This window comes from Pseudonocardia autotrophica (assembly GCF_003945385.1).
Lineage (GTDB): Bacteria > Actinomycetota > Actinomycetes > Mycobacteriales > Pseudonocardiaceae > Pseudonocardia > Pseudonocardia autotrophica.
In genome coordinates, this window is record NZ_AP018920.1 from 5,671,734 (window position 1) to 5,695,317 (window position 23,584).

The following is a 23,584-nucleotide window of genomic DNA, read 5'->3' on the forward strand; positions in this document are numbered from 1 at the left end:
CGCCGGTGTCCGGCGGAGACCGACCGGCGGTGATCCTCCGCCCGTCCTACGGTGGCCACATGACCTCCACCGCCGACAAGGCCACCACCCTCCAGCAGCTGCACGCGGCGCCGGAGCTGCTGCTCGTCGTCAACGTCTGGGACGCGATCACCGCCAAGGTCGTCGCCGAGACCCCCGGCACGACGGCGCTGGCGACGGCCAGCCACGGCATCGCCGCATCGCTCGGCTACGAGGACGGCGAGAACATCCCGCGGGACGAGATGATCGCCGCCGTGGGGCTGATCGCACGCACCGCGGGTGACCTGCCGGTGTCCGCCGATCTCGAGGCCGGATACGGCGACCCGGGCGGCACCGTCGCCCGCGCCATCGACGTCGGGGTGGTCGGCGCCAACCTGGAGGACCAGGTCAAGCCGCTCGCCGAGGCGGTGAAGGCGGTCGAGGCGGCCGTCGCCGCGGCCGAGAAGGCCGGCGTCGACTTCGTGCTCAACGCGCGCACCGACGCCTTCCTCAAGGCGGGCGACAAGGACCCGGCGGCCGTGCTCGACGACGCGATCGAGCGCGGGCGGGCCTACCTCGACGCCGGCGCGTCGAACTTCTTCGTGCCCGGCAAGCTCGACGAATCCCAGGTCGGACGCCTGGTCGAGGCCCTCGGCGAGCGCAAGGTCAACCTGATCGGCATCCCCGGCTCGATCCCGCTGAAGACCGCGCAGGCGCTCGGGGTCGCCCGCGTCTCCTACGGGCCGTGGAGCCAGAACGTGGCGCTCACCGCGCTGGCCGAGCTGGCCGAGGACGTCTACCGCGGTGGTGGGCTGCCGGAGGGGACCCGGAAGCTGAACTGACGCCCCTGGCTACTCGTCGGGATCGGCGAAGGCCCGGCCCAGGTCCCGGGAGAGGGTGAGTGCCCGCCGGGCCCAGTCGGGGGTGGCACCGGCCAGCCCGCACGCCGGGGTCGGGACGGCGAGCCGGGTCAGCCGGTGCCGGTCGAACCCGAGCCGGTCGGCGAGCTCGAACCCGGCGCGGGCGAGCTCGCCGATCTCCGGCTCCCGGCGCGGGGCGGTGCTGGGCACCAGCCCGAGCATCAGCGGGGTCCCCGTGTCCCAGGTCTCGCCGATCGCGTCCAGTGCGGCCGGCTCCGCGGTGGACCCGGCGAAGGCGGGCCCGGTCGCGTCGATCCCGACGGCGGCGGCACCGGCGCCGGCGAGCAGCCGGATCGGCGGGCGGTCCGCACAGCAGTGCACGACGACCGGGGCGTCGATCGAGGAGATCAGGTCACGCAGCGCGTCCTGCGCGTCCGGCGCGCGCACCGCGCGCACGGTCCCGTAGCCGGATGCGGTGGGCAGCGATCCGGCGATCACCGCGGGCAAGCCGGGTTCGTCGAGCTGGACGACGACCTTCGCCCCGGTCCGCTCGCCGATCTCCGCGACGTGCGCGCGCAGCCCCTCCCCCAGGCTGGCGGCGAACTCGCGGACGGCACCGCGGTCGGTGAGCACCCGGTGCCCGGACGCGAGCTCGACCGCGGCGGCGAGTGTCCACGGCCCGGCCACCTGGATCTTGACCCAGTCCGGCCGGGCGTGGTCGCAGGCGTCGTCGAACGCGTCCAGATCGCCGGCCATCAGGTCACGGCCGCGGCGCAGGTCGCGACCCGGCCGCGCGGTGACGCGCCACCCGCTCGGGACGACCTCCACCGCGATGTCCACCAGCAGCGCGGCAGTGCGGCCGATCATGTCCGCGCCGACCCCGCGCTCGGGCAGCTCGGGCAGCGCAGGCAGATCCGGTGTCTCGCCGACGACGAGCGCCGACGACTCACGCGGGTCGGTTCCGGGCAGCGACCCCACCCCGGTCGCGATGCCCGCGGGCAGGAGCCCCCGCGGCGCGGCGGGCTCCTCGGGCGCCGCGTCGACGACCTCGATCCGGGGTTCGGGCGGGCGGCTCTCGCCGGGGCGCACGTCGCCCAGACCGGCGGCGGCGAGTGCGGCGGCCAGCGGATCGTCAGAACTCACCCGGCCAGTCTGCTCTCCCGCGCGGCCGGCTACGGCGCCGGCCCGTCCCCGGTGAACTCGAAGATCGGGTGCCGGTGCGCGGCCGCGGCGACCTCGGCGGCGGACGAGTCCGGGGTGAGGTCGTCGAAGAACATCCTCGCCGCCCGGCCGAGCTCGCGCAGGTAGGCCTGCAACACCGGCACCGCCGCGCCCGGAGCCAGCTCGGTGGCGCGGATCCGCTCGGTCGCTCCGGCCCGGAGCGCACCGTGGCCACCCGCCGCGCGCAGGTTACGCACCCAGTCGGTCTCGCCGCGCGGGGAGATCAGGTAGCGACGGCCGTCACTCGTGAACGGGGTCAGCGGGATCCTGCGGATCCGCCCACTGATCCGGCCGGGGACGACCAGCACCGCCGTGCCGCCGGGCAGCACACCGCGCCCGGCGAGCGTGCCGAGCAACGGATTCAGCAGCCGCCGGTGCACGATCCCCGGTGCGCGGTAGTTCCGGTCCACCATGGGCTCACCCTGGCAGGGGTGCGGGTGCGCCGCGAGCGTCAGGAGAGAACGAAGATCGGATGCCGGTGCGCTGCCGCGGCCAGCTCGTCGTCGGACGAGGAGGAGTCGACTCCCTCGAAGAAGGCGCCGACCTCCCACGCCCAGCGCCGCAGGTACTCCCGCAGCACCGGGACCGTGTCGGCGGGATCGGTCAGGACGGTCGCCCGGACCTGCTCGGTCCGCCGTCCGACGCTCAGCTCGGCCGTCCCCGAGACCCGCAGGTTGCGGACCCACTGCGTCTCCCCGCGCGCGGCGACGAGATAGCGACGGCCCTCGAAGGGCAGCGGATTGACCGGGACCGTGCGGAGCTCGCCGGAGTGGCGGCCCCGGACGCCGAGCACGGCCGACCCCGCGAGCGGGAGCCCGAGCCGGGTGAGACCGGCGACCAAGGGGTTCATCACGTACCGGGTGAACCGGCCCGGCGGAAGGTATCGAGAGCGCTGATTCGTCATGAGAGCAGTGTTCACCTTCGATCGAACAAAAGCAAGAGCAGTGCTCTCCAATCTGGTGGTGGGGTGCCGCCGGCACCTCGGGTCGTGGGCCCGTGCCGGCTCGGAGAGGGACGGCCGGCTCGCCGGGCGACGCGCCGCCGGCGGGGTGCCCGGGGGTGCGGGGACGCGTGCGTGATCCGTGCGTACGGGCCGTGCGCGTGGGCCGAGCGTGCGACGCCGGGTGCGGACGGTGCGCGTCGGGGCGGGTGTGCGGCGCCGTCGTGCGGGGGCGCGGGGCGAGCGGGTGGCTTCAGCCGGTCCCTGCGATGGTCGCCGACCCGAGGACGAGATCGCCCTCGTCGGACGGTCGGTAGAGCGCGACCGCCTGGCCCGGCGCGACGCCGCGCAGCGGCTCGGCCAGCGCCACCGTGATCCCGTCGGCCGACGGGGTGACCTCGGCGGCGGCCGTCCCGCCGTGCGCCCGCACCTGGGCGACGCAGTCGAAGGGGGCCTCCGGCGCGGTCCCGGAGGTCCACACCGGCGAGTGCGCGGAGATCGACCGCACGTCGAGCGCGGAGTCCGGCCCGACCCGCACGGTGCCCTCGACCGGCTCGATCCCGAGCACGTAACGGGGGCGCCCGTCGGCCGCGGGCCGGTCGACGCCGAGGCCCTTGCGCTGCCCGACGGTGAACTCGTGCACCCCGTCGTGGGTGCCGAGCACCTCGCCGGACGCGTCGTCGACGACCGAGCCGGGCCGGCTGCCCAGCCGCTCACGCAGGAATCCCTGGGTGTCGCCGGTCGGGATGAAGCAGATGTCGTGGCTGTCCGGCTTGCCCGCCACCCGCAGCCCGAGCCGCTGCGCCTCCGCCCGGATCTCCGGCTTCGGGGTGTCGCCCACCGGGAACATCGCGTGCCGCAGCTGCCCGGCGCACAGCACCGCGAGCACGTAGGACTGGTCCTTGTCGGGATCGGCCGAGCGCCGCAGCTCCGGGACCGACGGATCGAGGCGCGCGTAGTGCCCGGTGCAGACGGCGTCGAACCCGAGTGCGAGCGCCCGGTCCAGCACCGCCGCGAACTTGATCTTCTCGTTGCAGCGCAGGCAGGGGTTCGGGGTCTCCCCCGCGGCGTAGGCGGCCACGAAATCGTCCACCACGTCCCGGGTGAACTCCTCGGACAGGTCCCACACGTAGTACGGGATGCCGAGCACGTCGGCGGCGCGGGCGGCGTCCGCCGAGTCCTCCTTCGAGCAGCACCCACGGGACCCGGACCGGATCGCGTCCCGGGTACGGGACAGCGCCAGGTGCACGCCGACGACGTCGTGTCCGGCCGCCACCGCACGCGCAGCGGCGACCGCGGAGTCGACGCCACCGCTCATCGCGGCGAGGACGCGCATCCGGATCAGCCCGTCACCGTGGCAGGGGTGCGTCCGGCCCGGCGGGCGCGCTCGATCACCGATCCGATCGCGCCGGCCAGCGCGACCACGTCGGCGCGGGTGCTGGTGTGCCCCAGCGAGAACCGCAGCGACCCACGGGCCGTGCGCTCGTCGGCGCCCATCGAGAGCAGCACGTGGCTGGGCTGCGCGACGCCCGCGGTGCACGCCGATCCGGTCGAGCAGTCGATGCCGTGCGCGTCGAGCAGCATCAGCAGGCTGTCGCCCTCGCAGCCGGGGAACGACAGGTGCGCGTTGCCCGGGAGCCGGTCGGCGCCGAGCGGGGCGCCGTTGAGCACCGCGTCCGGGACCTCGGTCAGCACCGCGGCGACCAGCTCGTCGCGCAGCACGGCCAGCTCGGTGCGCCGGCGTGGGGCGGCCGCGACCGACTCGGTGACCGCGGTGGCCAGCCCGACCAGCGACGGGACGTCGAGGGTGCCGGAGCGCACGTCGCGCTCCTGCCCGCCGCCGTGCAGCAACGGCGTGCAGTCGACGTCGCGGCCCAGCAGCAGCACCCCGGCGCCGTAGGGGCCGCCGAGCTTGTGCCCGGTCAGGGTGAGGGCGTCGACACCGGATGCGGCGAAGTCCACGTCGAGGATCCCGACGGCCTGCACGGCATCGGTGTGGAACGGGACCCCGAACGCGTGGCTGATCTCGGCCAGTTCGCGCACCGGGTTGACCGTGCCGACCTCGTTGTTCGCCCACATCACCGACACCAGCGCGTTCGCGTCCGGGTCCTCGGCGAGCGCCGCGCGCAGCGTCTCCGGCCGGACCCGGCCGGTGGCGTCGACCTCGAGCAGGCGCAGCCGGGCGCCCTCGTGCGCGACCAGCCATTCGGCGGCGTCGATCACGGCGTGGTGCTCGACCGCGGACACCAGCACCCGGGTGCGGCGCTGGTCGGCCGTGTGCCGGGCCCAGTACAGGCCCTTGACCGCCAGGTTGTCGCTCTCGGTCCCGCCGGCGCAGAACACGACCTCGGACGGACGGGCGCCGACCGCATCGGCGATCCGCTCCCGCCCCTCCTCGACCTCGCGCCGGGCGCGACGGCCCGACGAGTGCAGCGACGACGCGTTGCCGGTGCGGCCGAGCGCGTCGCTCATGGCGGCGACGGCTGCGGGCAGCATCGGTGTGGTCGCCGCGTGGTCCAGGTACGTCATCGGCTGCCAGGATAATCCCCGTGCGGGCGGGCCGGGCGCCTCACCCGCGTCCGGAGCGCACCCCGGGCACCGGGCCGGTCCGCCGGACGTGCTCGCAGGCGCGCCGGGCGAGCGTGCGGCGGTCGTCGTCACCGGGTTCGACGAGGTCGCCCACCCGCACCTCACAGACCAGTCCGGGCAGCCGTAGGACCCGGCCGATGGTGTCGCCCAATGTCTGTCCGCCGACGAAGGCGGCCGCGGTGGTCGGTCGTCCGTCCGGGGTGCTGAGCGTGATCGTGACCGGCCGTACCGGCACGGATGCGTCGATCGCGGACTGGAACGGTGCCCGCCGGTAGTCGCCGCCGACCGCGCCGCACCAGGTCGTCGCCTCCGGGAACACCCCGACCAGTGCACCGGAGCGCAGCGCGCCGGTCACCGTCGCGACGGTCGCGGGCAGCCGGGACAGGCCCTCGCGGTGCACGAACACGGTGCCGACCCGAGCACCCAGCGTCCCGATCAGCGGCCAGTCCCGCACCTCCCGCTTGGCCAGCATCGTCACCGGGCCGATCGCGCCGAGCGCCGGGATGTCGATCCAGGACGTGTGGTCGGCGACGACGAGTGCGCCGCGGCCGTCCGGCGGCGCGAGCGGGCCGCCGCGCACGACGAGCCGCACCCCGGCCCCCCGGAGCACCGCGCGGTGCAGGGCGCGCAGCACCGGACCGAGCGCGCGGGGCCCGGCCGACGCGGCCGGCGGCACCGCGAGCAGGGCCAGCACGAGCACCCCGAGCAGCACCGTGGCCCGGCGGACCATCCGCCACCAGCCGGTCGTCGGTGCGGCGGGCAGGCACTCCTGCGGGGAGCACGGCGACCAGGCGGCCCACGGCCCACCGGGCCGCTGCGCGGCGGGCGGCACGGTGGGGTGGGTGGGATGGCCCAGCCCGGGCGCGGCGTGCCGGGAGTCGGTGAGCCGGGAGTCGGTGAGCAGAGCAGCGGCGGGCCGGGCGGGGTTCGCCGCACCGGCGCCGGGCTGCTGCGTCCCGGTGCGCGGAGCAGCACCGGAACGGGCCGGGTCCGCGACACCGGAGCCGGACTGCTGTGTGCCGGTGCGCAGCGCAGAGCCGGACCGGGCCGGGTCCCCGACACCGGCGGTGAGGGTCATGCCCCGGTCTCCGAACCGGCGTCCGGCCCGGCCGCCTCGCCCAGGAAGAACCGGCGGTAGCGCGGATCCATCCGATCCATTCCGAGCAGCACCGGGAAGTCGGCGACGCCGAAGTCCGGATCGTGCGCCGGTGGCCCGCACACCCAGGTGCCCAGGCGCAGGTAGCCGCGCAGCAGCGGCGGCACCGCCGTCGAGCGGTGCCGCGGCGCGGTCGCCGGATCCCAGGGCCGGAGCGGGACGGTCCGGTATCCGGCCGGGGCGAGGTGCCGGGCCCGCACGGTCTCCCAGACCCCCGCGGCCCGGACGCCGCCGTCGTCGAGCCCGACGCTGGCGCAGCCGATCAGCCAGCGGTGCCCGGTGAGCAGCATGTAGCGGGCCAGCCCGGCCCACACCAGCCCGACGACGGCACCCGCCCGGTGCTCGGGATGCACGCAGGACCGGCCGGTCTCCACCAGCGACCCGCGCAGCGGATCGAGCGCGGACAGGTCGAACTCGCCGTCGGCGTAGAGCCCACCGGCTTCGCGGGCGCCCCGCGGCGGCAGCATCCGGTAGGTGCCGACGATCTCGCCGGTCGCGTCCTCGCGGACCACCAGGTGGTCGCAGAAGTCGTCGAAGCGGTCGACGTCGCGGCCGGGCACCGGGGAGTCCAGCCGGGCCCCCAGCTCCTCGGCGAACACCCGGTACCGCAGTGCCTGTGCCGCGGCGACGTCGTCGGCGTCGGTGGTGAGCAGCAGGGAGTACCGCCGGGCGGCGGTCTCCGGGGTGGAGACGATCACCTGGTTCACACCGGTGTTGGTACCGGCCGCACCCGACGTCCCGGCGGTCCGGCGGTGGCGCCGGGATGAACGCCCCCCGACGGAGCCGGGCAGGTCGCCGAACCGGTGTCGGCCGGGTGTCGTCGCAGGCAGGAGCCGGGTGGGAACAGGTGAACACCGGCCTCACACACGGCGACGCCCGGTCACCGCGCGGGGCGGTGGCCGGGCGTCGCCGAGGAACACACCAGGCGTCAGCTCTTGCGCTTGGTGATCTCCTCCTGCAGCTGCGGCGCAACCTTGAACAGGTCACCGACGATGCCGAAGTCGGCGACCTCGAAGATCGGCGCCTCCTCGTCCTTGTTCACCGCGACGATCGTCTTCGACGTCTGCATGCCGGCCCGGTGCTGGATCGCACCGGAGATGCCGAGCGCGATGTAGAGCTGCGGCGACACCGACTTGCCGGTCTGCCCGACCTGGAACTGCGGCGGGTAGTAGCCCGAGTCGACCGCGGCACGGGAGGCGCCGACGGCCGCGCCGAGCGAGTCGGCCAGACCCTCGACGACCGTGAAGTCCTCGGCCGAGCCGACGCCACGCCCACCGGAGACGATCACGGTCGCCTCGGTCAGCTCCGGACGCGACCCGCCCTCGATCGGCTCGCGGGCGGTCACCGTGGCCTGCCGGCCTGCGGCGGCGGGGACCTCGACGGTCTCCCGCGCCCCGGCGCCGGCGCTCGCCTCGATGTCGATCGCGCCCGGGCGCACGGTGATCACCGGGTGCTCGGTGTTCGCCTTCGCCTCGGCGGTGTAGGCACCACCGAACACGGAGTGCTGCACACCGTCGGCCGTGACACCGACCGCGTCGCCGAGCAGGCCGGAGTTCGTCCGGACGGCCAGCCGGCCGGCGATCTCCTTGCCGTTCGCCGACGCCGAGATCAGCACCGCAGCGGGCGAGGCCGACGAGACCAGCGCCTCCAGCACCCCCACCTCGGGGGCCAGGAAGTCGCTCGAGTCGGTCTCCGCGACGTAGATCTTCTCCGCGCCGTTCTGCGCCAGCCCGTCGGCCAGCTTGTCCGCCACTCCGGCGGCACCCACCACGACGGCCGAGGGCTCGCCCAGCGCGCGGGCGGCGGTCAGCAGCTCGTAGGTGGTCTTCTTGACGTCACCGTCGACGTGGTCGACGAGAACCAGTACCTCGGTCATGGTTTTCGGTCTCCTAGGAAGAAGGGGTTTCGACTACGCCGACGCTCAGATCAGCTTCTGGCCGACCAGGTACTCGGCGATCTTCGCGCCGCCGTCGCCCTCGTCGGTCACCTTCTCGCCGGCCTGCTTGGGCGGCTTCGGCGCCGAGGACGTCACGGTGGTCAGCGCGTTCGCCAGCCCCACCTCGGAGGCGTCGATCCCGGCACCGGCCAGGTCCAGCGACGTCACCGGCTTCTTCTTCGCCGCCATGATCCCCTTGAACGAGGGGTAGCGCGGCTCGCCCGACTTCTCGCCCACCGACACCACGGCCGGCAGCTCGGCGCTCAGCCGGGTGACGCCGTCGTCGGTCTCCCGCTTCGCGGTCACCGTCGTACCCTCGACCGACAGCTCGTTGGCCCAGGTCAGCGCCGGCACCCCGAGCAGATCGGCGATCATCGCCGGCACCGCCGCGATCTGACCGTCGGACGCCGAGTTACCGGCGATCACCAGGTCCCAGCCGTCGACGGTGCCGATCAGCTTGGTCAGCGCCTTCGCCGTCTGCACCGCGCACGAGCCGTGGATCGCCTCGTCGGACAGGTGCACCGCGGAGTCCGCGCCCATCGACAGCGCCTTGCGGATCGCGTCCGTCGCGCTGTCCGGGCCGATCGTCACGACGACGACCTCGGAGCCCTCGTTGGCCTCCTTCAACTGCAGCGCCTGCTCCACCGCGCGCTCGTTGATCTCGTCGATGACCGCCTCGGTCCCCGCCCGGTCCAGGGTGTGGTCGGAGTCGGACAGCTTCCGCTCCGAGTACGTGTCGGCCACCTGCTTCACCAGGGTCACGATCTTCATAGGACCTCTTCGACCTCCTGCCGCGGCGGCCTGCGCGCCTGCGCACACCGCGTCGTCCTGATTCGCGGTCCGGCACCGGTGGTCCGGTCCCGTCCCGTCTCGCGTCACCGTGACGGTGCTGTGCCGCGCGCTCTGGGAGAGCGGAGGTGGGCCGCGGCATCGCGCCCGTCGTACCCGGTGACTCTGCCAGCGTCGCGCCGTAGTGGCACGCCGTGCCACTGTGACATTCATTGTTACCAACGAGTAGCCATGTGGCAAACGCCCACGAGCGGTGACCGTACTCACGCGCGGGCCACGTCACGCCGGGCACGCGCGATGTCACAGGACGTATCGCCTGGAGGGGGGACGGGTTTCGCTACCGTCAGCACCTCGGACACCGGCAGGAAGGAGCCCCCGTGCAGGTGACCGGGTTCGACGACCGATTGGGAACCGGCTACGTCCTCAGTACCGGCGCACACGCCGACGAGGACGTGCCGGGCAGCAGGGTCGTGCACCACGGCGGGATGACGGTGCGGGCCACCGACGGCCTCGCCGCGATGCTGGAGGACGCGCTGGCCTACCGGCCGACCACCCGGCTGGGGTGGGGTGGCCCGGAGGTGCCGCTGACGCTGGAGGACGCGACGCTGCTCGCCTGGCTGCGTCAGGACGTGGGCGGGGTGGTTGCCGTCGCGGGCGAGCCGGCCGCCTGAGTCAGCGCCGCAGGTATGCCAGTGCCCGGGCCGCGGCGTGCGCGCCGCACATGCCGTGCGCGCCCGGCCCCGGCGGGGTCGCGGCCGAGCACAGGTAGTGGCCCGGCGCGCCGGTGTCGTACGGCGCCAGGGTGGTCCGCGGCCCGAACAACAGCTGCCGCAGGTCCTTGGCGCCGGTGAGGATGTTGCCGCCGACGAAGTTCGGGTTCCCGGCGAAGGACGCCGGATCGGTGACCAGCGTCCCCACGATCCGCTCGCGGAAGCCGGGCGCGAAGCGCTCGATCTGTGCGGTGATCGCGCCGCTCACGTCCCCGGCCCAGCCGTACGGGACGTGCGCGTAGGCGTAGATCGGGTGCACGTCGCCGACCGACCGGCCAGGATCCGCCAGGTACTGCTGACCCACCAGCACGAACGGCCGCTGCGGCATCCGTCCGGCGTGCACCTCGCGTTCGACGTGCGCGGTCTCCCGCGCCGATCCGGCGACGTGCACCGTCCCGGCCGCCCGGGCCGCGGCGGACGTCCACGGAATGCCGCCCTGCACCGCGTAGTCGACCTTGAACGCCGCCGGGCCGTACCGGAAACGCCGGTAGGCACGGGCCACCCGGGCGGGCAGCCGGTCGCCCAGCAGCCCGGGCAGCTGATCCGGCCCGACGTCCCAGACCGTCACGTCGGACGCCGGGAGCTCGTCGGCCGAGCGCACCCGCACCCCTGTCTCGATCCGCGCGCCGTGCTCGGCGAGCACCGCCGCGAGCGCGTCCGAGATCGCCCGGGAGCCGCCCTCGGCGACCCCCCAGCCGTGCCGGTGCCCGGCCGTCAGGATTCCCGCCCCGATGGCCGACGACAGCGGCCGGTTCAGCGGCCGGAACGCGTGCGCGGCCGTCCCGAGGAACAGTGCGCGGCCCCGCTCGGTGCGGAACGCCCTGCCCAGCAGCTCCGCCGGGAGCACCGTCGGGGCGCCGAACCGGGCGAGCCGCAGCGGATGCCGCGGCACCCGCAGCAGCGGCCCGAGTACGTCGGCGGCGAGCTGGTCGTAACCCCGCGACGGGGCGCCGAACAATGCCCGCCACAGCCGCCCGTCGGCGCCGAGGCCGGCCGCCGTCCGCTGCACCGAGCGGTGCAGGACACCGGCGTCGCCGTCGTCCAGCGGGTGCGCGCAGTCGATCTCGGGCAGCCGCCAGCGCAGGCCGTGCCGCTCCAGCCCGAGCTCCCGCAGCACCGTCGAGCCGACCGCCATCGGATGCACCGCCGAGCAGTGGTCGACCAGCAGGCCGGGCACGATCGCCTCGCCGCTGCGGGTGCCGCCGCCGATCTCGTCGGCGGCCTCCAGCACGGTGACCTCGATCCCGGCGCGGGCCAGCACGGCGGCGGCGACCAGCCCGTTCGGGCCGGAACCGACGACGGTCGCGGTGCTCATGGGGATGCTCCTGACTCGGCTACGGACAGCAGTGTGGAGCCACCGCCGCCGGGAACGGGATCCGGCCCCGCGGCCTTCCGGCCGTGGCCGTGGCCGGGACTTCGTCGTGACCGTGTGGGGTGGCGGGGCGGGCGACCTCGGCGGCGGCGCCCGCCCCACCACGGTCAGGGAGCGACCGGCTGCCCGGGCGCGGTCTCGCCGGCCGGCTGCGGCGCCCGCCAGGTGACGGTGAGCGGGATCGGCCCGTTCGGGAGCCACGGCTGCTCGTTCACCGCGTCGGCGACGGTCCAGTGCCCGCGCTCGATCACGCCGAGCGCGGCGTCGATGAGCTGATAGTGCTGGACCTTCGAGTGGATCGCCTGGGACTCGACCCAGCAGACGACGAACTCGCCAGGGGCGAAGCCGACCCGCTTCTGCACCGCCTCGATCAGGTCGAGGCCGTGCAGGTGCCCCTCACCGAAGTTGAAGCCGATCAGCGAGTTGCAGGCGAACTCCGCCTCGCGGACGGTGCGCCGGTCGAGATCGTCGAGGCGGGCGGCCAGCACCGAGAACAACCCGCGGCCCTGCGAGTGCATGGATCGCCAGGCGATCGTCTGCTGCATGGTGATCTCGGCGACGGCCGCCGGGTACCCCAGCGCCTGGAGCTGGTCGACCTGGTTGCGGCTCGGGCGGGGGCTGATGGTGTTCAGCTTCTCCTCGGCGCCGGGGGTGAAGGTCCACAGCGCCGATGCCCAGTTGCCCGCGTACTGGCGCATCGATGGCAGGAACGAGACGAGATCGGGCCGCAGGTTGCCCAGTGCCGGGAAGAACGCCAGCGCGGCGATGATCGCCACGGTCAGTACGGGCGAGCTCATGTCGGCGATGCCGAAGCCGTCCTGGTTGGGGAACCCGAGGAACAGGAAGACCGCGAGGTAGCCGAACAGCAGGTTCCACTCCAGCGGCACCGCGAGCGGGAAGGTGGAGGTGATGAACAGATGGAAGACCACCATCAGCACCACCCCGGCGAGGGTCAGCCAGTAGTTCGTGGAGAAGAGCAGCACCAGCGGGGTGATGATCTCCACCGTGGTGCCGCCGACGTGCGCCATGAAGGTGGCGAACCGGGACGGACGGATGTCGCGCGGGAAGTCGCGGTAGTGCGCCCGCTTGAGCCACTTCGACGGGACGCACGGGCTGTTGGAGATCATCGGCGGGATCACGTTGGTGAAGTGCCTGCCGAACTTGGACACCCCGGCGCCGATCCAGACCGCGCAGATCAGCAACTTCGCCGCGACGATCATGTCGACGAACGGCAGGACGCCGAAGAACACCATCGCGGGCAGGTACTGCTCACCGCGGGACGCCAGGAAGATCGTCTTGTCGCGCAGGCCGCAGAGCACCAGCAGCACCACCGGCGCGATCATCAGCCACGGGGCGACCAGGCCGGAGGTGTTGTCCGGCAGCACCGCCGACAGCGATTCACTCGGCACGCCGGGCAGCACGATCGCGAGCAGCAGCGAAGCCAGGAAGCCCAGGTAGATGACGACGTCGAACACCGTGCGGGTGTCACCGCCGGTGCCCGGCACCGCCTTCCACGGGCGCAGCCGGATGGTGCCCGGCCGGGCCCAGAACAACACCCCGCCGGTCATCGGCTTGAACTTGCCCGCGATCGGTCCCCACGACCCCGCGAGCCCGATCGCCTCCAGCAGCACCGTCCAGAGGACCAGCTTCTGGTAGACGACCGGCTCGTTCCACCAGCCGGCCACGTCCCAGAACGGGCCGACGCCCGACGTCCAGGTGATCAGCGCGGTGCCCGCCAGCAGATAGAGGAACACCAGCTTCAGCACGTAGGTGGTCGGAATCATCTTCGGCGAGCCGAATCCGAACTGGACCCAGTGCAGTGCGAGTGCCTTGGTCCGTTCGAACAGCGGCTTGTCCAGAAACGTGTCCACGTCGACCGGCGGGAAGTCGCCCGTCTTGAACCCCATTGTTCAATCCTCTCGGTGTCGTTCTCCGCAGGCCGTTCCGGTCGGATCGATCGCGCGGCGCGGTGCCCGATCAGCTCCACAGCGATCGCAGCGGGCCCTGGTCGCCTGCGCTGCACGGCGATTCCGGCACGCTCCGCATCCGTTTCCCGGGCAGCACGGCGATGTGCATCGGGGCAGTTCCATCCGGCCGTCCGGCGTACCGGGGGCAAACGGTAGGGCCGGAGTGTGAGCCACACCATGGGCGTGGATCACGAACCGTCCGGACCGGGATGTGCCGGGAGCACAACGACCACCCCGGACGGGTGACACCCGCCGATCAGACGCGGGCGGGCACCACCATCCGGGGGGCGAGCTCGCAGTACAACCGGCCGATCCCGTCCGGCGTGTAGGGGCCGGACGGGGTGAACCAGCGGGCCACGTCGACCCCCAGCGAGAGCACCGCCGTCGCGGCACCCCGCACCTGCGGCCCCTCCGGATCCACCCCGCCGAGCACCTGCGCGACGACGTCCCGGACGACCCGCTCGGTGGCGCGCCGCAGCACCATCACCTGGTCGCGGTGCTCCTGGCCGAGTGCCGCGAACTCGTACTGCACGACCCGGGCGACGGTGCGCTGCTCGGCGTGCCAGCGACTGAAGGCGTAGACCAGCGTCCGGAACGCGTGCCCCGCCGGGGCCTGGGTGGCCGCGGCCCGCACCAGTTCCAGCGCCCGCTCGTGCCCGCGCCGGCTGACCTCGAACAACACGTCGTCCTTGGACCGGAAGTGCAGGTACAGGGCCGCAGTGCTCAGGCCGGAGCCCGCGGCGATGTGCCGCAGGGTGGTCGCGCGGAATCCGCGGTCGGCGAACGAGTCGATCGCGGCGACGACGATCGCGCGGGCGGTCGACGGCAGGTCCGACCAGAGATCGTCACCGGCGAGCAGGACGGCGCCGGTCGCGGCCGCGCGCTCGACGTCCGCGGCCGCCGGCCCGCCGTCGTCCTCGATCATTCGCACGTCCCCGTCCCGCGCACCGCCACTCGGTGACGCCCTGCACACCTCATCATCCCCACTTGCCCCGGCGCTCCCCGCACTGGTACTTACTAAGCAATTAGTTACCACTGAAGGAGCGCCGATGCCCGAGGCCGTGATCGTCGCCGCCACCCGTTCGCCGATCGGGCGGGCCCGCAAGGGCTCACTGGCCGGCCTGCGCCCGGACGACCTGGCCGCACGGATGGTGCGGGCCGCACTGGACCGGGTCCCCCAGCTCGACCCCACCGAGATCGACGACGTGATCCTCGGCTGCGGGCTCCCCGGCGGGGAACAGGGCGACAACATGGGTCGCGTCGTGCCCGTGCTGCTCGGCCTGGACACCGTCCCGGGCACCACCGTGACCCGGTACTGCTCGTCGTCGGTGCAGACCACCCGGATGGCGATGCACGCCATCCGGGCCGGCGAGGGCGACGTGTTCGTCTCGGCCGGTGTCGAGACGGTGTCCCGCTACGACCGCGGGACCTCCGACTCCTGGCCCGGCACGCACAACCCGCTGTTCACCGACGCCGAGCGGCGCACCGCCGAGGTGGCCGCCACCGGCGCCGCGGAGTGGACCGACCCGCGCACCGCCGGGCTGGTCCCGGACGTCTACATCTCGATGGGCCAGACCGCGGAGAACCTGGCGCTGGCCACCGGCGTCACCCGCGAGGACATGGACCGGTTCGCCGTGCGCTCGCAGAACCTCGCCGAGGCCGCGATCGGCAGCGGCTTCTACGCCGACGAGATCACCCCCGTCACCCTCGACGACGGCACCGTCGTGGACACCGACGACGGCCCCCGCGCCGGCGTCACCTACGACGCCGTCGCCGGGCTGGCGCCGGTGTTCCGGCCGGACGGGCGGGTCACCGCGGGCAACTGCTGCCCGCTCAACGACGGCGCCGCCGCACTCGTGGTCATGTCCGACACCCGGGCCCGGGACCTGGGGATCACCCCGCTGGCCCGGGTCGTCGCCACCGGCGTCTCCGGGCTCTCGCCGGAGATCATGGGCCTCGGCCCGGTCGAGGCGTCCCGGCAGGCACTGGCCAGGGCCGGCATGACGATCGACGACGTGGACCTGGTCGAGATCAACGAGGCGTTCGCGGCGCAGGTCGTCCCGTCCGCCCGCGAGCTGGGGATCGACCCGTTCGGCGACACGCTCAACGTGCACGGCGGTGCCATCGCGGTCGGCCACCCGTTCGGCATGACCGGCGCCCGGATCACGACCACCCTGCTGAACGGGCTGCGCTCGCGGGACGCGACCATCGGTCTGGAGACCATGTGCGTCGGTGGCGGGCAGGGCATGGCGATCATCCTGGAGAGGCTGTCCTGATGGCGAACCTGACCTTCGACTTCACGCACCGCTCGGTCGTCGTCACCGGGGCCGCGCGCGGCGTCGGACGCGCGATCGCCGAGCGCTTCACCGGCGCCGGAGCGACCGTGTTCCTGGTCGACTTCGACGCCGACGCGGTCGCCGCCACGGCCGATGAGCTGGGCGCGACCGGCATCGCGGCGGACGTGTCGGACACCGCCGCGGTGACCGCCGTCGTCGACCGGGTGGTGACCGACACCGGCCGGCTCGACGTGCTCGTCAACAACGCCGGGGTGCTGCGCGACGGCGTGCTCTGGAAGCTGACCGACGACGACTACGAGACCGTGCTGGCGGTGCACTCCGGTGGAACCTTCCGGTTCACCAGGGCAGCGGTGCCGCAGTTCCGGGCGCAGGGCTCCGGCCGGGTGGTCAACGTGACCTCCTACACCGGCCTGCACGGCAACATCGGGCAGTCCAACTACGCGATGGCCAAGGCCGGGATCATCGGCTTCACCCGGACCGCGGCGAAGGAGCTGGCCCGCTTCGGGGTCACCGTCAACGCGATCTCACCGAACGCGCGCACCCGGATGATCGAGTCGATCCCGCAGGCCAAGCTGGACGAGCTGACCGCGCAGATCCCGGTGGGCCGGTTCGCCGAACCGTCCGAGATGGCCGACGCGGTCGCCTTCCTCGCCTCCGACGAGGCCGCCTACATCACCGGCGTCGTGCTCCCGGTCGACGGCGGGCTGTCGATATGAGCCCGTCCGGTGCCCGCGCCGGCGCCCCGGCTGCGCGTCTCGAGCCGCGCGTGCCGAGCCGCACGTGACCGGTGCCGTCCTGCCGCTCGACGGCGGCCCGTCCCCGATCCGCTGACCCGAACCGAGGTACCCACCGTGGCCACGCCGTCGTCGCTCCTGCTGTCCCGCGCCGATCTGGACTTCCTGCTGCACGACTGGCTCGACGCCGGATCGCTCACCTCCCGCGAGCGCTTCACCGAGCACTCCCGGGAGACCTTCGACGCCGTTCTCGACGTGTGCGCCGAGATCGCCGCCGAGCGGTTCGCCCCGCACAACAAGCGCAACGACATCGAGGAGCCCCGGTTCGACCCGACCGGCGGCGGCCGGGTGGTGCTGCACGACGAGGTCCGCCCGGCGCTCGACGCGCTCGCCGGGACCGGCCTGCTCGCCGCGACCGCGGACGCCTCGGTCGGCGGGCTGCAGCTGCCGCACGTGGTGCGCTCGGCCTGCGTCGCCTGGTTCGCCGCGGCGAACATCGCGACCTGGGGTTATGCGTTCCTCACCGCCGCCAACGCGAACCTGCTGCTCGCGCACGGCTCGGACGCCCAGATCGACACCTGGGTACGTCCGATGCTCGAGGGCCGGTTCCACGGCACCATGTGCCTGTCCGAGACCCAGGCCGGATCGTCGCTGGCCGACGTCAGCACCCGGGCCGAGCCGCAGGACGACGGCACCTACCGGCTCACCGGCACCAAGATGTGGATCTCCGCCGGGGACCACGAGCTGGGCGAGAACATCGTGCACCTGGTGCTGGCGAAGATCCCCGGCGGACCGGCCGGGGTGAAGGGGATCTCGCTGTTCGTCGTCCCGAAGTTCCTCGCCGGTGGCGCCGACGGCAACCCCGGTGAGCACAACGACGTCGTACTCGCCGGGCTGAACCACAAGATGGGCTACCGGGGCACCACGAACACGGTGCTGAACCTGGGCGAGGGCAGGCACACCCCCGGCGGCGCGGCGGGCGCCGTCGGTTACCTGGTCGGCGAGCCACACCGCGGCCTCACCTACATGTTCCACATGATGAACGAGGCCCGGATCGGGGTCGGCGCGGGCGCCGCGGCGCTCGGCTACACCGCCTATCTCAAGTCGCTCGACTACGCCCGTACCCGTCCGCAGGGGCGCCCGGTCACGGGCCGGGACCCCGGACAGCCGCAGGTGCCGATCGTCGAGCACGCCGACGTGCGCCGGATGCTGCTCGCGCAGAAGTCCTACGCCGAGGGCGCGCTCGCGCTCGTCCTCTACTGCGGGCGGCTGCTCGACGAGCAGGAGACCGCCCCCGAGCAGGCCGGGCGGGACCGGGCCGGCCTGCTGCTCGACGTGCTCACCCCGATCGCGAAGAGCTGGCCCTCGCAGTGGTGTCTGGCGGGCAACGACCTCGCCATCCAGGTGCTCGGCGGCTACGGCTACACCCGCGAGTACGACGTCGAGCAGCACTACCGGGACAACCGGCTCAACCCGATCCACGAGGGCACCCACGGCATCCAGGCCATCGACCTGCTCGGCCGCCGGACCGCGGCGGCCGGTGGGGCCGGGCTCGACGCGCTGGACGGGCTGCTGGCCGCGACGATCGCGCGGGCCCGTGCCGGGGGCGACGAGGAGGCCGGCCGGTACGCCGACCAGCTCGACGCGGCCAGGGCCCGGCTGATGGAGGTGACCCGGGCCCTGCACGCCGAGCCGGACGCGACCGTGCGGCTGGCGAACGCCTCGATCCACCTGGAGGCGGCCGGGCACGTCGTCCTGGCCTGGATCTGGCTGGAGCAGCTGCTCGCCGCCGGTGGGCGCGACGACGACCTGGGCAACGGCAAGAGGGCAGCCGCCCGGTACTTCTTCCACTACGAGCTGCCGCGCACCGGGCCGCAGCTCGACCTGCTCGCCGCACTCGACCGGACCACGACCGACCTCGACCCGTCCTGGCTGTAGCGGTTTGATGGGCACCATGGCAGTCGACGCCGACGACGGGGTGGATGCGGGCGCGATCGTGGCGTCCGTCGCGCGGGACATCGATCTCCGGCTGCCCGCCCTCACCACCGAGATGACCGACTGGTTCGTCCAGGTCATCCCGGAGTTCCGGCACGACGACACGGCGCGCAGGCTGATGATCGCGTCGACCGCGGCGAACCTCGCCGCGATCGTCGACATGCTCGCCCACTCGATCCCGATCGAGCGCGTCACCGTGCCCGCCGCCGCCGCCGAGTACGCCCGCCGGTTCGCCCAGCACGATCTGCCGCTGGAGGCGCTGCTGCGGGCCTACCGCCTCGGCGAGCAGATGTTCGAGCAGTGGGCGCTCGCCGCCCTGCGGGCGCGCCCGCACCGCAACGCCTCGGTCGTGCTGGACGCGGTGTCGCTGCTGTCCGAACGCGCCAACAGCTACATCGACCAGGTCATCGAGAGCCTGATCGACATCTACGAGACCGAGAAGCGGCGGTGGAGCACCCGGGCCGGCGCCGGGCTCGCCACCCGGGTCCGGATGGTGCTGGAGACCGATCCGCTCTCCGACGAGGCGGCCGGCGAGCTGCTCGGGATCCCGGTCACCGGCGTGCACCGGGCGGCCGTGCTCTGGGTGCCCGGCCCGCCGGGCGCGGCGGGCACGGCCGACGACGAGGACGACGACGCGACGCTCCAGGCCGGGGCCCGGCTGCTGCGCGAGGCGTCCGACCGGACCCCCCTGACGGTCATGGCGGACGGCCGGACCCTGTGGGCCTGGCTGTCCGGCCCGAGGACCCCGGTGCTCGACCACGATGTGCTGCACGGCCGGCTCCCCGCCGGCCTGCGGATCGCGGTCGGCGGCACCGGCACCGGCCTCGCCGGGTTCCGCGGCTCGCTGACCGAGGCGGTCCGGGCACGGGCCGTCGCCGAGACCGCCGAGCGGCAGCCGCCGGTGACACTGTTCGACGAGGTCGCGGTCGCGGCGCTGCTCACCGACCGCTCCGAGGACCTGCGGCGCTGGATCGACCGGGTGCTGGGCGGGCTCGCCTCCGACGAACCGGGCTGCGAGCAGCTGCGGGACACCCTGCGGGTGTTCCTCTCCGCCGGCGGCAGCTACACGCACGCCGCGTCGGTGCTGCACCTGCACAAGAACACCGTGCACTACCGGGTGCGCAAGGCCGCGGAGCTGCGCGGGCGCCCGGTCGACGAGGACCGGCTGCAGGTCGAGGTGGCGCTCGCCGCCCGATCGCTGCTGCGCGGGCGGCTGTAGCGCGGCGGTGCCCCCGGTGTCGGCGGCGCCCGCGGCGGCGTGATGGAGTCGGCGGGTGACCAGCAGCCTGCCCCTCACCGGTGAGCGGACCGTCCCCGGGATCGCCGTCGAGAACTACTGGTTCCACGCGGCACTAGCACTGTGCTGACCAGCAGATTCCCTGCTCGTCGCTGAACGCAGTGGCGTAAGTTTCCGTGGCACCGTGGTTCCTGATCCCGCGGGAGCACCACATGCACGAGTACAGCACTGAAACCCTGCTCGCGATCGACGTCCGCGCCGACGGCCAGGTGCACGTCGCACCCGGCATCGCCGCGTTCGACGGCCGGCACTGCAACCTGCTCGTCGCAGTCGCCCGCGCCGTCGAGGCCGTCGTGGCCGAGCACACAGCCGTCCTGCCGGCACGGGCCACGGCGTGAACGGGCAGAAGCCCGGGACCGAGATCCGGGTCGCGACGTGGAGCCACGGGGTGGTGCCGGTGATCATCTGCCCGCTGTGCGGGGCGTTGGTCGTCACCGAGGCGGTCGAGCAGCATGCTCGCGTGCACGCGCTCGCCGTGGAGGACCTCCCGCAGCAGGATCCGCGGTGCTAGCCTGAGCTTCGTCCCGGCGTGGCGTGGCCCGGCGAGGCGTGGCTAGGCAGGGCATGGCAAGGCAGGGGGCCCCTGACGGGGCCGTAGCACGACACACGAGAGCCCCCCGGTTCGGGTACCGGGGGGCTCTCTGCTGTGCGATCCTGGGGCTTGTGACCGGGACGAAGATGTGGATCGAGCACGATCCCGACGCCGGGGTGTGGCGGTGGTGGTTCACCGGCCGCGACGGCGTCTACCGCGAAGGCGAGGCGGACACCTACGCCGCGGCGAGCCTCGCCGGCCGCAAGGCGATGCCGCCACTGCTCCGGAAGACGATCACCCCGCCGGGGTACGAGATCCGCAACCGCGGCGGCGGTGGAGTCGCCGGGTCCCGCTAGAGCGGCGGCAGCCCCATGCGTGCGCGGTAGTCGCGCATCGTGCCACCGGCGACGTCCGTGCACGTCGTGCAGCCGGCGTCGAGCAGTGCTGCGTGACGCTCCTCCTGGGTCGGCGGGGTGACCTTCCGGCCCTCGGAGTCGACGGCGAGGAACCGCAGCCGCGACGGGTAGTGCCACGGCCACTCCGGCGGGTGCGGGTGGTCGTGGCCCCAGCACTCGCAGTCGCCGTCGACCAGGCCCAGGCGGGGCCGGGGAGCCGCCCTACGACGCGCCACGGGACAGCCTGTCCGCGGCCTGCTGCCGCGACCTGACGTCGCGCTGCGACGCCCAGCGCCCATCGTGGCCGCGCTGCGAGAGCCTCTGCGCCGCGGACTGCGGGGCGCCGCCCTCGGAGTCCGGCAGGGCCAGTGTGGCCAGCAGCTTCTGCAGCGTCGCTCGGTGATTCCGCAGGGACCCCAGCAACGGATGCTCCACGGCCTGTCCCATCGAGCCCTTGGCGACCAGGGACGGAGCCTCTTCCAGGGCCTTCCGCACCCGGTCCAGCTCGTCCACGGTGCGTGCAGCCTCGGTCAGCACGCGCACTTCGTGGGCGTCGAGATCGTAGGTTCCGACGACGTCGCGGAAGAACTTCTTGCCGCCCGCGCCCAGGTCAGACGGGGTGCGCGGCTTGGCGTCACTCACGGTGGGGTCACCCCTCTCCGGGGTCGTTAGCGTTGGAAAACAGACTGCGGCACGGTCGCACCGGACGCTGCCCTCTCCCCCGGTCTCCTTAGGACCCCCGGGAGGGGGGTCACCCCCCGTGGTCGCTGACTACGCACTGCCATACCCGCTGGTCAGAGGCGTGACCGTGAGCCAGCGGTGACCGAGTGGATCACGAGTGGATCATCACCGAGGCACTGAACGATCATGCTCTGACGTGCATCGTCGCAGGTCACGACAGGCGCGACCCCGGTATACAGTCCATGAGGGACGCGAGAGACGATCATGGCGTGGCGTGCACTGTGCACGGTGCTGCACCACGGTGATCCACTACGTGGTGCGTGGTGGTGCGTAGCGCATGGACAGTGGCGCGGTGCACGTGCCGAGCTGCTTCTTTTGCCCTAGCTCCGTGGTGTGTGCATGGCCGATGCGTGCGATGCGATGTGCATGATCACGATGACGTACACGACGTACACGACGTGCACATGCGTACTGCTGTCTGAGTGGCTCTGTGCGCTACGCAGGTACCACTCTGGTGTGATGGGCTAGAGACGTGCTGTGCGTGCGTCTGTGGCCTACACAGACAGCAGCACGCGCGTGTGTACGTACACCACAGCCCTGCCCGCTGGTGTGCGGGCAGGGCGTGCGTCGTGGTGGTGGTCAGTCGTCGGCACCGTTGTGCCCGTAGGGCACAGGGCGAGGCTCCACGCCGTGGTGGCGGTAGTGGCGACGGCCGTACATGCCGGCGACCTGCGCGATCATCACTTCCCGGTAGCCGCAGGTGCAGCGCAGCTCCACCTGGTGGTACCCACCGGCAGGGGTACGGGGCCCGTTGAGGACGGGCACCGCCCAGACGTTGACCTCGTCGGTCACGGCCACTCTCCGCCCCGGTGGGCGACGACCAGTGCGTCCGCCCGCTGTGCCGGCACGGTCTCGACGAGGCCGCACCGGCACCGGAGCAGGACGTCCCCGGCAGCCGGCGGGAGGCTCTCGTACAGCGGGCCGACCAGGATCGGGTCGACCCGGACCCGGTGGACGATCGGGTTAGCCACGGCGCGGCCCCCCAACGGGGTCCGGGGTCTCGTTCGGCTGCGGGTTCTCGGCGTGCCGCCGGATGAACTCGGCGGCATCCCCGGCGCGGAGCGAGATCTGCGTGTGCCCGCACCGGCAGCGGGCCCAGTGCTGCGGCCGTCGCGGGTCCGGCGAGTTGCGCACCGGCCCGCCGCCTTCCAGGCCGTGCGTGACCGGCTCAGACACGGTCACGGCCGATGTGGTGCGACGCCCGCGGGCCGGCGCCGTGAGCGGCCTCGTGGGCCTCGCGCGTCACGACGGCGCAGTACCGCTCCGGCTGCTCGGCGTACGGGAGGGGCGACCCGGACGCGTTGACCAGTGGCTTCTTCGCGTGCTGCTCGGCCATGTCCGCGGCGATCGCCCGCTGGCGGGCGGCAGGGTCGTTGCGGTCCACGGTGGTCCAGTCGACGGCCATGATCAGTTCCCCTCGGTGATCTCGACGACCGCGGCCAGCGGGGCGTGGTGCCGCCGCCCGGCCTCGGCCCAGGTGACGAAGTCGCGCCCCATCCCGGCGTGGCCCAGGTCGACGGCGAATGACCCGGCGTCGATGGGACGCGACTCCGCGTCGCCGGTCAGCCGGATCGCGGTCGCCTTCTTGGCTGTGTCCTTGCTCAGAACGCTGTTCACTGTGGACTCTTCTCCTCGTTGGGCGTGAGCGGGCGTTGGCACGGCCGGCCGACGACGCCCGACGTCGACCGGCCGTGGATCAGGGGTGGATCAGAAGATCTCGACGACCGCGCTCCGCGGGGCGAAGTGGCGCGTCGTCGTCTCGCCGGCCGTCTCGGTCCACGAGTAGTCGCCGAGGCGGCCGTGGTGCGGCTCGACGTTGTGCTCGGCGAGGCTGCCGGGGTCGACGTCGCGTGGGGCGACGTCGCCGATGAGCTTGATCTTGGTGGCGTTGGACAGGTTCACGATGTGCTCCTCAGGGGGTGGTCGGCCGGCGGGGCGCCGGGGCCGGACGGGACGGCGCGGTGGACGCGGAACGTCCATGCAGCACCAGAAACAG

29 protein-coding genes are annotated in these 23,584 nt (G+C 73.3%); 9 read left to right on the plus strand and 20 right to left on the minus strand.

All coding sequences use genetic code 11. The annotated features are described in order from the left end of the window. Positions 1 to 59 precede the first annotated feature (59 nt). Positions 60 to 839 carry an isocitrate lyase/PEP mutase family protein gene (locus Pdca_RS26520; protein ID WP_085910992.1) on the plus strand — a complete coding sequence of 260 codons (780 nt, stop codon included), beginning with the start codon at positions 60 to 62 and terminating at the stop codon, positions 837 to 839. Positions 840 to 848: 9 nt separating this feature from the next. Here Pdca_RS26520 and Pdca_RS26525 read toward each other — a convergent pair whose 3' ends face one another. From Pdca_RS26525 to Pdca_RS26565, 9 genes are all read right to left on the minus strand, one after another. Beyond that, the gene (locus Pdca_RS26525; protein WP_166665984.1) at positions 849 to 1,859 is read right to left on the minus strand and encodes a uroporphyrinogen decarboxylase/cobalamine-independent methonine synthase family protein; all 1,011 of its coding nucleotides are present in this window, start codon (positions 1,857 to 1,859) and stop codon (positions 849 to 851) included. A 170-nt stretch (positions 1,860 to 2,029) separates the two neighbouring features. Continuing rightward, complete coding sequence (locus Pdca_RS26530) at positions 2,030 to 2,491, minus strand: hypothetical protein (protein ID WP_085910859.1); 462 nt, start codon at positions 2,489 to 2,491, stop codon at positions 2,030 to 2,032. Between the two features lie 38 nt (positions 2,492 to 2,529). Next, positions 2,530 to 2,982 carry a nitroreductase/quinone reductase family protein gene (locus Pdca_RS26535; RefSeq protein WP_085910858.1) on the minus strand — a complete coding sequence of 151 codons (453 nt, stop codon included), beginning with the start codon at positions 2,980 to 2,982 and terminating at the stop codon, positions 2,530 to 2,532. Positions 2,983 to 3,271: 289 nt separating this feature from the next. Next, a complete protein-coding gene (gene mnmA, locus Pdca_RS26540) occupies positions 3,272 to 4,354 on the minus strand; it encodes a tRNA 2-thiouridine(34) synthase MnmA (protein ID WP_085910857.1) in 1,083 nt (360 codons plus the stop codon). Positions 4,355 to 4,359: 5 nt separating this feature from the next. Then, a complete protein-coding gene (locus Pdca_RS26545; RefSeq protein WP_085910856.1) occupies positions 4,360 to 5,547 on the minus strand; it encodes a cysteine desulfurase family protein in 1,188 nt (395 codons plus the stop codon). Between the two features lie 40 nt (positions 5,548 to 5,587). Continuing rightward, positions 5,588 to 6,685, minus strand: a complete 1,098-nt coding sequence (locus Pdca_RS26550; protein ID WP_085910855.1) for a lysophospholipid acyltransferase family protein — start codon at positions 6,683 to 6,685, stop codon at positions 5,588 to 5,590. Further along, the gene (locus Pdca_RS26555) at positions 6,682 to 7,470 is read right to left on the minus strand and encodes a GNAT family N-acetyltransferase (protein ID WP_232021213.1); all 789 of its coding nucleotides are present in this window, start codon (positions 7,468 to 7,470) and stop codon (positions 6,682 to 6,684) included. Before Pdca_RS26555 ends, Pdca_RS26550 begins: the two co-directional genes overlap by 4 nt. A 221-nt stretch (positions 7,471 to 7,691) precedes the next feature. After that, positions 7,692 to 8,639: an electron transfer flavoprotein subunit alpha/FixB family protein gene (locus Pdca_RS26560; protein WP_085910854.1), complete on the minus strand. Its 948-nt coding sequence runs from the start codon at positions 8,637 to 8,639 to the stop codon at positions 7,692 to 7,694. 45 nt (positions 8,640 to 8,684) lie between these two features. Beyond that, complete coding sequence (locus Pdca_RS26565; protein ID WP_085910853.1) at positions 8,685 to 9,470, minus strand: electron transfer flavoprotein subunit beta/FixA family protein; 786 nt, start codon at positions 9,468 to 9,470, stop codon at positions 8,685 to 8,687. 395 nt (positions 9,471 to 9,865) lie between these two features. On the opposite strand from Pdca_RS26565, the gene Pdca_RS26570 reads away from it, so the two are divergent. Beyond that, positions 9,866 to 10,159 carry a hypothetical protein gene (locus Pdca_RS26570; protein ID WP_085910852.1) on the plus strand — a complete coding sequence of 98 codons (294 nt, stop codon included), beginning with the start codon at positions 9,866 to 9,868 and terminating at the stop codon, positions 10,157 to 10,159. Between the two features lies 1 nt (position 10,160). Here the strand turns inward: Pdca_RS26570 and Pdca_RS26575 are convergent, their stop codons facing one another. The 3 genes from Pdca_RS26575 to Pdca_RS26585 form a co-directional block, all read right to left on the minus strand. Then, positions 10,161 to 11,573 carry a phytoene desaturase family protein gene (locus Pdca_RS26575; protein WP_085910851.1) on the minus strand — a complete coding sequence of 471 codons (1,413 nt, stop codon included), beginning with the start codon at positions 11,571 to 11,573 and terminating at the stop codon, positions 10,161 to 10,163. 164 nt (positions 11,574 to 11,737) lie between these two features. Then, positions 11,738 to 13,537, minus strand: coding sequence for a DUF3556 domain-containing protein (locus Pdca_RS26580; RefSeq protein WP_085910850.1), 1,800 nt, complete (start codon positions 13,535 to 13,537; stop codon positions 11,738 to 11,740). 316 nt (positions 13,538 to 13,853) lie between these two features. Next, positions 13,854 to 14,522 carry a TetR/AcrR family transcriptional regulator gene (locus Pdca_RS26585; protein ID WP_085910849.1) on the minus strand — a complete coding sequence of 223 codons (669 nt, stop codon included), beginning with the start codon at positions 14,520 to 14,522 and terminating at the stop codon, positions 13,854 to 13,856. A 124-nt stretch (positions 14,523 to 14,646) separates the two neighbouring features. On the opposite strand from Pdca_RS26585, the gene Pdca_RS26590 reads away from it, so the two are divergent. From Pdca_RS26590 to Pdca_RS26615, 7 genes are all read left to right on the plus strand, one after another. Further along, entirely contained in the window at positions 14,647 to 15,873 is a 1,227-nt protein-coding gene (locus tag Pdca_RS26590) for an acetyl-CoA C-acetyltransferase (RefSeq protein WP_085910848.1), read from the plus strand. Beyond that, entirely contained in the window at positions 15,873 to 16,610 is a 738-nt protein-coding gene (locus Pdca_RS26595) for an SDR family oxidoreductase (RefSeq protein WP_085910847.1), read from the plus strand. The genes Pdca_RS26590 and Pdca_RS26595 overlap by 1 nt, the downstream gene beginning before the upstream one ends. 135 nt (positions 16,611 to 16,745) lie before the next feature. Then, positions 16,746 to 18,566, plus strand: coding sequence for an acyl-CoA dehydrogenase (locus Pdca_RS26600; RefSeq protein WP_085910846.1), 1,821 nt, complete (start codon positions 16,746 to 16,748; stop codon positions 18,564 to 18,566). Positions 18,567 to 18,582: 16 nt separating this feature from the next. Next, a complete protein-coding gene (locus Pdca_RS26605) occupies positions 18,583 to 19,842 on the plus strand; it encodes a PucR family transcriptional regulator (protein ID WP_166665859.1) in 1,260 nt (419 codons plus the stop codon). A gap of 194 nt (positions 19,843 to 20,036) precedes the next feature. Continuing rightward, positions 20,037 to 20,258, plus strand: a complete 222-nt coding sequence (locus Pdca_RS26610; RefSeq protein ID WP_085910844.1) for a hypothetical protein — start codon at positions 20,037 to 20,039, stop codon at positions 20,256 to 20,258. Further along, on the plus strand, positions 20,255 to 20,431 hold the full coding sequence (locus Pdca_RS35800) for a hypothetical protein (protein ID WP_158092039.1): 177 nt from the start codon (positions 20,255 to 20,257) through the stop codon (positions 20,429 to 20,431). Before Pdca_RS26610 ends, Pdca_RS35800 begins: the two co-directional genes overlap by 4 nt. Positions 20,432 to 20,583: 152 nt before the next feature. After that, positions 20,584 to 20,808 (plus strand): hypothetical protein, encoded by a 225-nt coding sequence (locus Pdca_RS26615; RefSeq protein WP_125911580.1) that lies wholly within the window; start codon positions 20,584 to 20,586, stop codon positions 20,806 to 20,808. Here the strand turns inward: Pdca_RS26615 and Pdca_RS26620 are convergent. The 8 genes from Pdca_RS26620 to Pdca_RS26655 form a co-directional block, all read right to left on the minus strand. After that, complete coding sequence (locus tag Pdca_RS26620; RefSeq protein ID WP_085910842.1) at positions 20,805 to 21,083, minus strand: hypothetical protein; 279 nt, start codon at positions 21,081 to 21,083, stop codon at positions 20,805 to 20,807. The two genes, Pdca_RS26615 and Pdca_RS26620, sit on opposite strands and share 4 nt — an antisense overlap. Then, positions 21,070 to 21,489 carry a hypothetical protein gene (locus Pdca_RS26625; protein WP_085910841.1) on the minus strand — a complete coding sequence of 140 codons (420 nt, stop codon included), beginning with the start codon at positions 21,487 to 21,489 and terminating at the stop codon, positions 21,070 to 21,072. Before Pdca_RS26625 ends, Pdca_RS26620 begins: the two co-directional genes overlap by 14 nt. 678 nt (positions 21,490 to 22,167) lie before the next feature. After that, on the minus strand, positions 22,168 to 22,380 hold the full coding sequence (locus tag Pdca_RS26630; RefSeq protein WP_125911581.1) for a hypothetical protein: 213 nt from the start codon (positions 22,378 to 22,380) through the stop codon (positions 22,168 to 22,170). Then, entirely contained in the window at positions 22,377 to 22,559 is a 183-nt protein-coding gene (locus Pdca_RS26635; RefSeq protein WP_085910839.1) for a hypothetical protein, read from the minus strand. The genes Pdca_RS26630 and Pdca_RS26635 overlap by 4 nt, the downstream gene beginning before the upstream one ends. Beyond that, complete coding sequence (locus Pdca_RS26640) at positions 22,552 to 22,770, minus strand: hypothetical protein (protein WP_125911582.1); 219 nt, start codon at positions 22,768 to 22,770, stop codon at positions 22,552 to 22,554. The genes Pdca_RS26635 and Pdca_RS26640 overlap by 8 nt, the downstream gene beginning before the upstream one ends. Continuing rightward, positions 22,757 to 22,993, minus strand: coding sequence for a hypothetical protein (locus tag Pdca_RS26645; RefSeq protein WP_085910838.1), 237 nt, complete (start codon positions 22,991 to 22,993; stop codon positions 22,757 to 22,759). Before Pdca_RS26645 ends, Pdca_RS26640 begins: the two co-directional genes overlap by 14 nt. Positions 22,994 to 22,995: 2 nt before the next feature. Next, positions 22,996 to 23,205, minus strand: a complete 210-nt coding sequence (locus Pdca_RS26650; RefSeq protein WP_085910837.1) for a hypothetical protein — start codon at positions 23,203 to 23,205, stop codon at positions 22,996 to 22,998. Between the two features lie 90 nt (positions 23,206 to 23,295). Next, positions 23,296 to 23,490 carry a hypothetical protein gene (locus Pdca_RS26655; protein ID WP_085910836.1) on the minus strand — a complete coding sequence of 65 codons (195 nt, stop codon included), beginning with the start codon at positions 23,488 to 23,490 and terminating at the stop codon, positions 23,296 to 23,298. Positions 23,491 to 23,584: the final 94 nt, after the last annotated feature.

Bases quoted from the DNA above. Each gene is read 5' to 3' on its own strand.
- Pdca_RS26535 (WP_085910858.1), bottom strand. From the start codon at position 2,982: ATGACGAATCAGCGCTCTCGATACCTTCCGCCGGGCCGGTTCACCCGG.
- Pdca_RS26565 (WP_085910853.1), bottom strand. From the start codon at position 9,470: ATGAAGATCGTGACCCTGGTGAAGCAGGTGGCCGACACGTACTCGGAG.
- mnmA (WP_085910857.1), bottom strand. From the start codon at position 4,354: ATGCGCGTCCTCGCCGCGATGAGCGGTGGCGTCGACTCCGCGGTCGCC.
- Pdca_RS26550 (WP_085910855.1), bottom strand. From the start codon at position 6,685: ATGACCCTCACCGCCGGTGTCGGGGACCCGGCCCGGTCCGGCTCTGCG.
- Pdca_RS26520 (WP_085910992.1), top strand. From the start codon at position 60: ATGACCTCCACCGCCGACAAGGCCACCACCCTCCAGCAGCTGCACGCG.
- Pdca_RS26560 (WP_085910854.1), bottom strand. From the start codon at position 8,639: ATGACCGAGGTACTGGTTCTCGTCGACCACGTCGACGGTGACGTCAAG.
- Pdca_RS26575 (WP_085910851.1), bottom strand. From the start codon at position 11,573: ATGAGCACCGCGACCGTCGTCGGTTCCGGCCCGAACGGGCTGGTCGCC.
- Pdca_RS26545 (WP_085910856.1), bottom strand. From the start codon at position 5,547: ATGACGTACCTGGACCACGCGGCGACCACACCGATGCTGCCCGCAGCC.
- Pdca_RS26530 (WP_085910859.1), bottom strand. From the start codon at position 2,491: ATGGTGGACCGGAACTACCGCGCACCGGGGATCGTGCACCGGCGGCTG.
- Pdca_RS26595 (WP_085910847.1), top strand. From the start codon at position 15,873: ATGGCGAACCTGACCTTCGACTTCACGCACCGCTCGGTCGTCGTCACC.
- Pdca_RS26580 (WP_085910850.1), bottom strand. From the start codon at position 13,537: ATGGGGTTCAAGACGGGCGACTTCCCGCCGGTCGACGTGGACACGTTT.
- Pdca_RS26585 (WP_085910849.1), bottom strand. From the start codon at position 14,522: ATGATCGAGGACGACGGCGGGCCGGCGGCCGCGGACGTCGAGCGCGCG.
- Pdca_RS26605 (WP_166665859.1), top strand. From the start codon at position 18,583: ATGGCAGTCGACGCCGACGACGGGGTGGATGCGGGCGCGATCGTGGCG.
- Pdca_RS26645 (WP_085910838.1), bottom strand. From the start codon at position 22,993: ATGGCCGTCGACTGGACCACCGTGGACCGCAACGACCCTGCCGCCCGC.
- Pdca_RS26590 (WP_085910848.1), top strand. From the start codon at position 14,647: ATGCCCGAGGCCGTGATCGTCGCCGCCACCCGTTCGCCGATCGGGCGG.